The 7,656-nt window shown below is 58.3% G+C and carries 5 protein-coding genes and 1 pseudogene; 2 read left to right on the top strand and 4 right to left on the bottom strand.

Annotation, left to right across the window (positions count from 1 at the left end; translation table 11 throughout):
• Nucleotides 1-487: pseudogene (locus WAO69_RS06075) on the bottom strand (IS21 family transposase); the annotation flags it as partial.
• Between the two features lie 449 nt (nt 488-936).
• Here WAO69_RS06075 and WAO69_RS06070 point away from each other — a divergent pair.
• Together WAO69_RS06070 and WAO69_RS06065 are read left to right on the top strand one after the other, a co-directional pair.
• Nucleotides 937-1,503, top strand: coding sequence for a hypothetical protein (locus WAO69_RS06070; RefSeq protein WP_422177159.1), 567 nt, complete (start codon nt 937-939; stop codon nt 1,501-1,503).
• Between the two features lie 4 nt (nt 1,504-1,507).
• Complete coding sequence (locus WAO69_RS06065; protein ID WP_422177158.1) at nt 1,508-2,917, top strand: AMP-binding protein; 1,410 nt, start codon at nt 1,508-1,510, stop codon at nt 2,915-2,917.
• A gap of 563 nt (nt 2,918-3,480) precedes the next feature.
• Here the strand turns inward: WAO69_RS06065 and WAO69_RS06060 are convergent.
• The 3 genes from WAO69_RS06060 to WAO69_RS06050 form a co-directional block, all read right to left on the bottom strand.
• Nucleotides 3,481-4,593 (bottom strand): integrase core domain-containing protein, encoded by a 1,113-nt coding sequence (locus WAO69_RS06060; protein ID WP_422177157.1) that lies wholly within the window; start codon nt 4,591-4,593, stop codon nt 3,481-3,483.
• A 468-nt stretch (nt 4,594-5,061) separates the two neighbouring features.
• Complete coding sequence (locus tag WAO69_RS06055) at nt 5,062-5,865, bottom strand: aspartate dehydrogenase (protein ID WP_422177156.1); 804 nt, start codon at nt 5,863-5,865, stop codon at nt 5,062-5,064.
• The gene (locus WAO69_RS06050; protein ID WP_422177155.1) at nt 5,862-7,076 is read right to left on the bottom strand and encodes a pyridoxal phosphate-dependent aminotransferase; all 1,215 of its coding nucleotides are present in this window, start codon (nt 7,074-7,076) and stop codon (nt 5,862-5,864) included. Before WAO69_RS06050 ends, WAO69_RS06055 begins: the two co-directional genes overlap by 4 nt.
• Nucleotides 7,077-7,656 lie beyond the last annotated feature (580 nt).

The raw sequence follows: 7,656 nt of genomic DNA, 5'->3' as shown, positions 1-7,656 counted from the left end.
CAGCAGGATAGGCCCGAACAAAGCAGGCATCGCTGTACGGCAGATCCAGCGCAAAGAAATGCGCCTTCTGCTCAACTCCGCCAATCACAACCAGGGCCTCGCCACAATCGGCTTGGGCATGGCCGGGGGCATGTGCCAGCGGGACAAACATCTCTCGGCTGCGCCGCCCTTGTTGCCGGACATAGTTCTTGACCGTCGTATAGCCGCCTTGAAACTGGTGCTCGTCGCGCAGCCGTTCAAAAATGCGCTTGGCGGTGTGGCGCTGTTTACGGGGACGCTTCAGATCGTCTTGCATCCATTCATCGATGAAGACGGTGAACCCGTCCAGCTTGGGGCGCTTGATCGGAGCCGTTCTTTGATATCCGGGTGGGACCGAAAAGCTCATCATCTTGTTCACGCTCGCACGCGAAATCCCAAAGTGGCCCGCTGCCGCTCGCTCGCTCATGCCGCCACGCCGCGCGAGGCGGACCTTCAAATATAAATCCACGACTAAAATCTCCCGCCCTCCCTGCACACAGAAAGGGCCAAAGTGGCAACATTTTACGCTGCCCGCAGCGAGATTATCACGCCACTTCCGTGGCCAACTTTTGCATTGCCGTTCTCAACAAGGTCAGCAGAGCCATAATGAAGCAGCTTCGATCTGCCGCGAATGCCGATTGGAGCGAGCTTATTGCTTCCTAAAAAATGGGGCGACTTGCAACATTTGAGACTGGTTAGAGTTTGTCTGACAGCACCCGTTCGTCGCGCTGAAAAACTGCGCCGCCGAGCAGGGATGGCCTGGCGTTACGGTCCAATCAAACCACATTCGGAAACTCTCACGATTGCAGCAGAGCCTGAGAGTACAAAGATCTTGCTTATGCTACAAGATCAGGCAAATGTGTCTTCAAGAGACAGGCCACATGGGGAATGTCAGTTAAAGAATGATTGGAGGCGGACATGAGCCGTTTTGCACTGTTAGTGAGCGCATCGACCATGGCCGTTGTGGCTGGGTCCGCGAATGCAGAAGCTGCATATTACCTTGGTGCAGGCTTGGAAGCCAGCCGCTCGGACGTGGATACAGTTAGACCAAGTTTTTTCGGCCCCCCCACAAACACAAGCACGAAATTTTCCGACCGCCGTGTGAGCGGATTTGGTGGTGTACGGTTCACGTTTCCGAGCAACGTTTTTGTCGGAGGTGAGCTGGAAGTCTTTGAGACGTTGAGTAGTGGTGCAGCCCTCGATGGAGGTGGGCGTACGCGATTGATGTTGGGTTTCGATTTCGGCAAGACCGTTGTACATGCCGGGGTAGGGCGCGGCATCTACGACATTGAAGGAAGCGTAGATGGCCATGTTTGGGGCGATCACGCCCTGATTGGATTCAGTCAAGAGTTGAATGATCGAGTTAGCCTGCGGTTTGACCTGATGCAGGACAATTTCGACTACTCGTCTGATGACGGCTCGAAAGTAAGTTCAAACGCCAGTTCCACCCGATCACTGCGGGTCTCCACGATTTACACGTTCTGAATCAATGGGTCTTGCAGCGATCGAAAAGGCACTGTCTGTTGATGGTGAGCGTTTGGCGTTGGTGGGGCAGGACGGGCAGCGTCTAAGTCGCGCGAAACTCATTCAAGTGGTGGATGGGCTAACTACCCGCATGCACCATCTTGGCATTGGCCCCGGCCTTTCCGTGGCGCCGATTGCAGATAACGATGCGTTGCGTTTCTGCCTGTGGCTTGCCATCTGGAACCTAGGAGCCAATCTTGTTTTGGTTTCAGACCCAAAAGCGGCATTATCGGCAGGAATTACCATTGATCATGTAATTTCACTTCCAGGGCAACGCCGGACCGATGGTCCTGTCTGGCATGAAGTCGAATCCGGCTGGCACCGGGATGCAGGTCCACCACCGCCGAGCAATTCAATGGAGGGCCGGGTCTATTTTACAACATCGGGATCAACGGGAACTCCCAAATTCATGTCGAAGCCACTTGGCATGCTCATGAAGCAGGCGGAAGCAATCGTAGACTCGCCGCAGCGACCGAGTGGACCGGTTTTGATCGGGTTTCCGACAACTTCCACCGCTGCTCTCAGCACAGCACTTATTGCTTTGCTGGGAGGCCAGGCTTGCGTTTTTCCCGGTGGCCCAATCGAGGATGTCTTGAGTACTGCTAAGGAGGTTTGTGTCACAGCGCTAGCAACCAATCCCCTTGTACTGGCCCAAATTGTTGATGCTGTGGAAAAGGGCGCGGACAAACCGAATTTCAAAGTGATTGGCTTTACTGGGGCCAGTGCGGAACATGGTGTGTTGCGCCGTGCTTGGGAAGCTTTCAATGCGCCGATCCTCACGGTTGCGGCGCTCAACGAAACGCCGACCCTGACGATGGGTATCTATGCAGGCCAAACTTTACCAGAGGGCTGGGCGGGGACTATTGCTCCTGGCGTGACGCTTGAGCTTCGCGATTGCGGACAATGGCCCGATTTAGGCACAGAAGTGGGGCGATTGGCAGTCAAGGTGCCGCCCGAATTTCAGGTCGAAGGCTATATTGGGGGAGAGCCTGCCTACGATGAAAGTGGGTGGATCGAGACAGGTGATCTCGCGGAGATAACACATCATGGTGTGCTGTTGCTGCGAGGCCGGGCAGATTTCATCATCAATATCGGTGGTAACAAGTATGCGCCTGAACCACTGGAACGTGCTATCGCTCGGTTCCCGGACGTCAAACGAGCGGGCGCGGCGCCGACGACAGTAAATGGGCGCGATGGTCTGGGCGTTGTGGTCGTGTCGCAGGGGTTTTTCGACGAATATGCAGCCGTCGCAGCGCTTGAAAGGATCGTGCGGTGCGAAGGAGTGGTGCGTTTTGTGGTTGTGGATGAGTTGCCAGTCTTGGAATCCGGGAAGCTAAATCGGCTCGCTATAGCGAAGATGACACGCGATACGTAATCGGGATTGGCCAAGGCGATTACGCATGGATTGACCTTCCTAACATCTGTATCAAACTCTGTTGACGGACATACCCTGCTCGGGACATGGAGCGTTCGTCTAGAGCGTGTCGCGTTTAATCGGTTTTGTGTCCTGCTGCCTTGAAGAAGTTGTAGCATTACTCTGGAGGGTGCCAACCGGGCGACCATCATTTCATGCTCGAAACCGCCGGAGGGTGCCAACCGGGCGTCCAGCGTTCCAGGCTCGAAACCGCGCCGTAACGCGCTGCTGTAAACAGCGGTGGCACGGAGGCCACACGTCATGATTTCAGGAGAGTATCGTGCGGCTGCCCGGCGGCTCAGCTCGGCGCAAACGGATGGTCAAACGGATCGCCGTGGCTCTGGGGTTCCGCCCGTCTCGGTCACGTACGGTGCCTAGCGTCCTTGGCCTGCCCTGAGAGGGGTGCCAAAATGTAGACACGGCCTATCGCGTTGATATTCAGTCATACTATCGGGCACCCTGAAACCCGGCAAGATCAAATCGGCGCCGCCGCCTCTTTGGGATATTTCGCTCGGCCATGGCACTCAAGCCGCATCGCGGGTGTAGGATGTGACGATGCCGCCGAGCTGGCGTCTGCGCTGGATTGGGCCGTCTCGGGCTGGTCGGAAATCGACTTGCAGAACGTTGTTCCCGATATCCCGTCCACGATGTGGGCGCTCAGTGTTGTAATGGCGCACCCAAGTGCGGAGGATGTAGTCGAGCTGTGCGCGGCTGAAACAGACGAAGAAATCCAGGCATTCGCGCTTGATGGTCGCGATGAAGGATTCCGCGAAGGCGTTGGCGTCGGGCGCCCTGTGCGGGATCTGCATCACCCTGGCACCTTCGGATGCCCAGACGGCATCAAAGCTGGCGCTGAACTTGGTGTCGGCATCGCGGATGAGGAAATCCGGCGTAACCCCTTGTTCCGCGCACCACATCAAAGTGTTGCGGGCCTGCTGGGTCACCCATGCCGAGTCCGGGGCATAGGTCGGCGCGCAGCAGAAGACGCGCCGACTGCCGAGATGGATGAACATCAGCACATAGGCCGTCCTCGGACCGCGTAGCGTCAACACGGTCTTTGAGAAGAAGTCGCAGGCGACCATGCTTTCCATGTGTGCCCGTATGAAGGTGGTCCACGGGAGGGCGGGCTTCTTCTTGCGCCTCTCCGGGCTCGGGTGGATGCCCGCATCATTGAGGATGCGCTTGACCGAATTGGCACCAGCATAGAGTCCCAGCTTTTTCAGCTCGCCCGCGATCCGCTTGTAACCCCACAGGAGGTTTTCAGAGCCGATGCGGATGACGACGTCGCGCAGTTCTTGCGTCAGGCGTGGCCGTCCCACTGCCTTGAAGGGGCGGCTACCGCGCATCTGGGCGAGCCAGCGCTTGTAGGTCGCGGGCTTGGCGACCTCCAGAAGCCCGTCGACATCATGCCCGCATTCTTCTCCGATCCGCAGCAGTTCGGCCTTCTCGGCCGGCGACAAGATGATCCGTTGGGTCGGAATGCGCGCCCGCAAGATTGTGATCTGGGCCTTCAACAGTCTCAGTTGCGCGTTGTGCCGCGGCATGAAGAACTGGTTCAGGAAGACCAGAAGGAGGGATATGGTCGAATTCATCTTGCCGGGCTCCACCACGGCGTTTAAAAAATGCCGTTCTGTCAATATGATGGGGCTCGCTTACATTTTGGCACCCCTCTCAGGGAAGCAAAAAATGCCGGGCCAGCTGAGAGCTGCCATCGAGCCGGGGCAGGGGCAGGGGGCATGTCAGGGCCTTTGAGCTTTTGTTGATCCACTCGATTACGATGCCGCAGGCTGTTGAGCTGCGCCACAATGCCCTACCGATCAGCCGCAAAAACGGCACGCAGCGTTTCGCTCAAGTCCGCAATGGCTGCCTCTGACGCGAGAGAGAGTTGGGTGCCAGGTTGGCTCCCTCCGCGTCTTTCTTGCACGATCACGCCACACCAGGGCTCAGTCAGACGCGGCAGCGTCTGACAATTCCCGCCCGACAGGGGCAGGGCGTCTCAAGAGCCCCGCTTCGTGATACATCGCTGCGCTTTTCGCCTCCCCACGGCAAGCCCGCAGAGCGGCCGGCTGACACCACCTGTCCGTGAACCTGGAAGACTGTGCCGGTCAGGTTCCGACCCGAAGCACGGCCGTTTTCTGGCGCAGCAGCGCAATCACGCTTTGTGCGGTGATCTTGCCTGTTGCGGGGTTTTCGTCGCTTGGGCGGTTCTGAATTGTCATTTCGAAATCCGAACTGTCCGAGGTCACGCGCACTGTGTGCTTGTTCTTGTCCAGCGCGGGGTCCGCCCAGACCTCCATGCGCGTCTTTTCAGGGCCAAAGCCTGCAAGGCTGACCGCAACCGCGACATTCACATTGGCCGGAAAGACCTTGGCCACATCGCTCACCGCGCCACCAAGAACCAGAAGCGGTTCGCTCAGGTTGCCCAAGTCAATGCCATTGTCCACGACATAGGGTGCCTTGGCCAAACCCGCGGGGGGTTTGCGCGTCTGGATAATGACCGAATGCAGCGCGCCCACCGCGGCCCCCTTGATCGCATCAAGGCCGAGGATTGCACCTGACGGGATGACGATCTTGGCGCCAGTCTCTTCGGCCAGATCGAACAGCGCCTGTTGCCCGAGAAGCTGGCTCGCCGACAAGACAACCAGCTCCTTGCCGGCCTGAACGACAGATTGCGCCAATTGCGTGAAAAGCTGCGGCGGCAAGGCCTCGATCACCACATCGCAATGTGCCGCGATCTCGTCCAGGGCGTAAACAGGTGCAGGTTTCGACAGGGTGGCATTCGCCTCTGCTGCACGATCCGCGTTGCGCGCGCAGATACCGGCAAGCTCGCAACCCCGGATGCCGCCGCGATCCAGTTCCTGCGCAACCCGCAACCCGATCGCGCCCATTCCCGCAATACCGATCTTCATGCCCGGTATCTTTCGACCATCTCGACGATTCTGTGCGCTGCGGCCACGGCTGCCATGTGATCCTGCGAAAAGTTGAGCCGTATACTATGTGCCGTATGCGGTGCGAATTCCGATCCTGGCGTGACCGTCACACCGGCCTGCAGTCGCAACAGCCGAACGAATACTTCCGGAGACACAACAAGCTCGGGCAGTTGCGGGAACAGATAGCTGCCTGCCTGGGGGCAGGCGGTTGCAAACCCCGCCGCTTGGAAGATCGCCAACAGATCGTCGCGGATCGCCTGATGTTGTGCGATGCGGTCCTCCATCCACCCGTCGGGTTCATGAAACCATGTCTTGAGAGAGGCCTGAGAATACCCTGCCGCACGCAGCGACACGATCGCCTGCAATTTTTCCATGCGTTCGATCAAGGGGGCGGATCCGAAGGCGACACCCAGACGAAAGCCGCTCAGCGATTCCGTCTTGGATGGACCCATGATGGTGATCAGGTTCTTCGGGCGTTCTGCACAGGCGCGCATATGCGTATAGCTTTCGCCGCTGTAGAGCAGCCGCGAATACAGCTGATCGACGATGACAGTCACGTTGTATTCAGCCGCCAGCCGCGCGATCTCGTTGATTGCTGTGTCCTGGGTCACCACGCCAGTCGGATTGTTCGGGGTCGAAAACACCAACACCTCAGCGCCGGCCTCGAACGCGGCCTGCAACTGGCCAAGGTCCGGGCCGCGTTGTGGCGCGTGACCCTGGTAATGCAGGGCAATGGGCATGATCTCACCGCCGAAGAAGGCCACCAGCTTGCGGTTGGCGAAATAGTCCGGCTCCATTATGGCGACCCTGGTGCCCCGATCGACGACCGCACCCAGCGCCAGAAACAACGCCCCCTGCGTGCCCGGCGTGATGATCAGCTCATCCACCGGATCCACCGGCGCACCGGTGAAGGCGGCAAGACTGGCGGCGACATCGTCGCGAATCGCGCCGGAGCCGCGGTATTCGGTATAGGCCTGCGCGCCACCTGCATCGAATCCCTCCTCCCAGGCAGCGCGTGCGCCGGGTGTGGGCTCAAAGGCATCAACGTCCCCATGCGAGAAATCGACAGGAATACCGGGCAGGATATCGCCGCGCATGACCGATCTGAGATCATCCGCGTTCTGGCGCACCTCCTGTCCCGGCGCATTCTCTGCGCCAAGCCGTGCAAATTTCGCTTCAAGATTGCTCATGTCCCGCTTGCCTTCCGGTTTGATCTTTCACACCGACATTCCCCAAGCGCCTTCGGTATCCACAAAGGTTCGCCAGATTTCGCAGGGCTGATCAAGTGCTTTGTTCCGGGCACGGGGTCATCCTGGGCCAGAACAGCCTGATCTGGGCGGGCCTGGCCCGAGTCGCACCACATCTTGACGGATTCGATGCGCATTCTGGGGCGACAGGCAGTCCCGTGTGGCCGGTTTCAGCCGGTTTTTCCCGGTTCTGAGGTCACGTTGAAGGCGCCAACAGCCCCGATCACAATATTCTTGCACTCAAACATCATTTTTTGCTTGCAGCCGCAAACGTCGAGGCGTAGAGGGACATCTCACCGGCGACGCAGTGATGTGTTGTTGGTTGCGGCAACCGGGTCGATTGGCAACGTGTCGTTTTACAAAACCAGGGGCAGACAGGGCGGGGCGCGCCGGTGGTATAGGGCGCATCTCAGTTTTGTTGTCGCTACGTTCTTTGAAAACAGAATAGAACTGAAGAGATATGTGGGCGGTTTGGTTCATCCGATGGATCAGCCTCTTCATATCGCGCTACTAGGATTTAGGT

It is taken from the genome of Aestuariivita sp., assembly GCF_049276915.1.
Taxonomy (GTDB): domain Bacteria; phylum Pseudomonadota; class Alphaproteobacteria; order Rhodobacterales; family Rhodobacteraceae; genus Aestuariivita.
Note: the sequence above shows the minus strand (reverse complement) of the source record. Positions and strands in the feature narration are given on the sequence as shown.

What these genes read in the sequence shown, in the direction of transcription:
- WAO69_RS06070 (WP_422177159.1), top strand. Translation starts at nt 937, where the DNA reads ATGAGCCGTTTTGCACTGTTAGTGAGCGCATCGACCATGGCCGTTGTG.
- WAO69_RS06065 (WP_422177158.1), top strand. Translation starts at nt 1,508, where the DNA reads ATGGGTCTTGCAGCGATCGAAAAGGCACTGTCTGTTGATGGTGAGCGT.
- WAO69_RS06055 (WP_422177156.1), bottom strand. Translation starts at nt 5,865, where the DNA reads ATGAAGATCGGTATTGCGGGAATGGGCGCGATCGGGTTGCGGGTTGCG.
- WAO69_RS06050 (WP_422177155.1), bottom strand. Translation starts at nt 7,076, where the DNA reads ATGAGCAATCTTGAAGCGAAATTTGCACGGCTTGGCGCAGAGAATGCG.